This is a genomic window from Rhizobium sp. PEPV16, from assembly GCF_008919455.1.
Lineage (GTDB): Bacteria > Pseudomonadota > Alphaproteobacteria > Rhizobiales > Rhizobiaceae > Rhizobium > Rhizobium leguminosarum_Q.
The window spans coordinates 1-2,755 of the sequence record NZ_VSZV01000070.1; the positions used below are offsets into that span (position 1 = coordinate 1).

The 2,755-nt window shown below is 62.4% G+C and carries 5 protein-coding genes; all 5 read left to right on the top strand.

What is annotated here, in order from left to right; translation table 11 throughout:
• A partial coding sequence (locus tag FY112_RS00680; RefSeq protein WP_181018115.1) for an aldo/keto reductase occupies positions 1 to 230 on the top strand: 230 nt, incomplete at its 5' end.
• A 449-nt stretch (positions 231 to 679) separates the two neighbouring features.
• Positions 680 to 964: an acylphosphatase gene (locus tag FY112_RS00685; RefSeq protein WP_179040398.1), complete on the top strand. Its 285-nt coding sequence runs from the start codon at positions 680 to 682 to the stop codon at positions 962 to 964.
• A gap of 143 nt (positions 965 to 1,107) precedes the next feature.
• Positions 1,108 to 1,761, top strand: coding sequence for a Rieske (2Fe-2S) protein (locus FY112_RS00690; protein WP_131709532.1), 654 nt, complete (start codon positions 1,108 to 1,110; stop codon positions 1,759 to 1,761).
• Positions 1,758 to 2,603, top strand: a complete 846-nt coding sequence (locus FY112_RS00695; RefSeq protein WP_025398345.1) for an aromatic ring-hydroxylating dioxygenase subunit alpha — start codon at positions 1,758 to 1,760, stop codon at positions 2,601 to 2,603. Before FY112_RS00690 ends, FY112_RS00695 begins: the two co-directional genes overlap by 4 nt.
• On the top strand, positions 2,600 to 2,755 hold a 156-nt coding region (locus tag FY112_RS00700), incomplete at its 3' end, for a glutathione S-transferase N-terminal domain-containing protein (RefSeq protein WP_348642713.1). The genes FY112_RS00695 and FY112_RS00700, both read left to right, overlap by 4 nt.

The window sequence follows — 2,755 nt, forward strand, 5'->3', positions numbered from 1 at the left end:
TGGCGCAGGTGGCGCTCGCCTGGACGGCGGCGCAGCCGGCGATCACGTCCGTGATCCTCGGCGCCCGCACGCCGGAACAGCTCGCCGACAATTTGGGCGCGATGAAGGTCAAGCTTTCCGACGACGAGATGGCAAGATTGAACGATGTGAGTGCGCCCCAGCCGTTCGACTACCCCTACGGCAAGGGCGGCACCAACCAGCGCCATCGCAAAATGGAAGGCGGGCGGTAATTCATGGGACTGGGACGGTGGCCGAGCCGCCGATCCGGTTCGGCCGGCGTAGGACATGACAACGATTGACGTCGCGCTGATCGCTTGACCTGTCATGCCCTACCCCCAAGTTCGGACGCTCCGCCGCGACAAGACACACCATGATAAAAGAAAGCGAAAGACGGCGCTCCATTTGGCCACCGCAGGAGCCGGCTCGGCATCAGGGAAGCTGACAACGCCATTTGCCTCATATACTTCATGCACTTGACCGTGCAACCATCCGGGTTCACGAATTCGCCTATCTCGTGAACTGGTTCAGGCGCACCTATCACGTCACACCTGCAAAGCTGCGCAGGTCGCATCGGGACCTCGGAGTGCGCTGACTTGCACGTGGCGAGCTTGCCTCTGCCGATGACCCCTTCCGCAAGTTCATTCCGTCGCTATGCTGTTGGAGAGCAAGGAAGAGCATTATGGTGACGGAACAAGATACCAGCCATCCCCTGGAGCGGATGACGATTGTCGGTGATCTGGAGGCTGCCTCCTTCGTTCCCTGGATCCGGCGTCATGCCGCCAAGCTTGGGCTCTCGCACACCATATCTCATACGAGTTCCCAGCGGATCGAACTTGAGGTTGCCGGGCCGGAAGAACTGATCGACATGATGGAGATGGGATGCTCTCTCGGGCCCATCGACGTATGGGTCGAGAGGATAGAACGCACGGCGCTCAGCGCGAAAAGACCTAGTGCCGGGCTGTAGGATATTTCCTCCGTGCATATTATTTACTCAATGTTGCCAATGCGAAATAATTATGCAAACCTGATAGGGTTGCGGCGGAATTGCCGCGGCGCCGACGCGGGACTTGATCGGCAAGCATCTGGTTTTGTTTGGGAATTCTAGTCATGCCTTCCGATACGACGGGCTTTTGGACGCCAGTCGCCCTCTCCCGGGATTTGCCGGCCGGAACCGTCATGCCGGTGCGGACGGCAGCCGGATCAATTGCCCTGTGGCGCAGCGCTTCGGGGCGCATATCGGCATCGGCGGATCGCTGTCCGCATCGCGGCATGCGCTTGTCTCACGGCTTCGTGCGCGGCGAGGCGCTTTCCTGCATCTATCACGGCTGGAGCTATGGACAGGCCGGAAACTGTCTGCGCATCCCCGCCCATCCGGGGCTGACGCCACCGGAAACCATCCGCGTCGCCACCCATGATGTCGAGGAAGCGGACAGTGTGATCTGGGTGGCCGTGGGCACGCCCGTATCGAAGCCGCCGAGGCTCGAGGGCCTCATTCCCCTGCGCTCCCTGACAGCGTTCGCCGGCATCGCCGCGATCGAGGCGGCGGCCGGCAGCAAGGCGAGCCCCGATGGTCTTGTCGAGATCGACGCATCCACCGGGACCATCTGTCTGCTATTATCCGCCCAAGAAGACGGACAGACGCTGATCCATGTACTGCTGAAGGGGAATGCCGGCCCTGCCGCGGGCATCGGTGCTTCACGGGCCGCCGAAAGCCTGCGGCGCCGGGCCGAGGGTCTTCAGAAAAAGGAGATCGTGCAATGACCATGCAGGCGATGATCGACGAATGGTATCCGGTCGGGCTTTTCAGCCAGCTCGACAGCGCCGGCCGCAAGACGGCGCTGATGGGCGAGCCGATCGACGTGGCGCGCGATGCCGATGGCAATGCGCAGGTGACGGCCGGCGATGGGCGTATTCTGCCGGTGCGCGTGCGTTACGGTCATGTCTGGTCCTCCCTCGGCGCGCCGAAGAAAGAACTTTTCCCCATTCCCGAGGCCGACCAGCCCGGCCGCCGCTTCGTCGATGTCGGCGTGGTGCGCGTGCGCTGCTCGCCGCTCCGTGCCGTCGAGAACTTCCTCGACATCGCCCATTTCCCCTTTGTCCACACCGATATTCTCGGCGCAGAGCCGCATACGGAGGTCCAGAATTACAAGGTCGAGATCCGCGAGGAAGAAGACGAGGTCTGGGCAACGCAGGTGAAATTCTACCAGCCGCAGGCCGCCAAGTCGGCAAGCGGCGGGATCACGACGGAATACATGTACCGCGTGCCGGCGCCCACCTGCTCCGTGCTTTACAAGACCTGCCCGCCGCGCCCGAGCGAATGGGATGTCATCACGCTCTTCGTGCAGCCGCTGGCCGAGGACCTGTGCGACGTCTGGCCGTGGATGGCGCTTTTCGACGACGAGACCGCGATGACCGACCTCATCCATTTCCAGCAGACGATCTTTCTGCAAGACCGTTCGATCCTCGAAAACCAGATCCCGCGGCTCCTGCCGCTCGACCCCGGCATGGAAATCCCGACGCGGGCCGATCTGACATCGATCGCCTACCGGCGCTGGCTGAAGCGCCACAATTATACCTATGGCGCACAGCTGGTGGCGCAATGAAGCTCTACGACTATATTCTCTCGCCGAGTTGCTACAAGGTGCGCCTGATGGCGGCGCTGACCGGCGTGAAACTGGAACTACGCCCGGTGGATTTCCATCCCGGCGCCGAGCATCGCGGCCCCGAGCTGCTTGCGCTCAACCCGGCAGGCTCC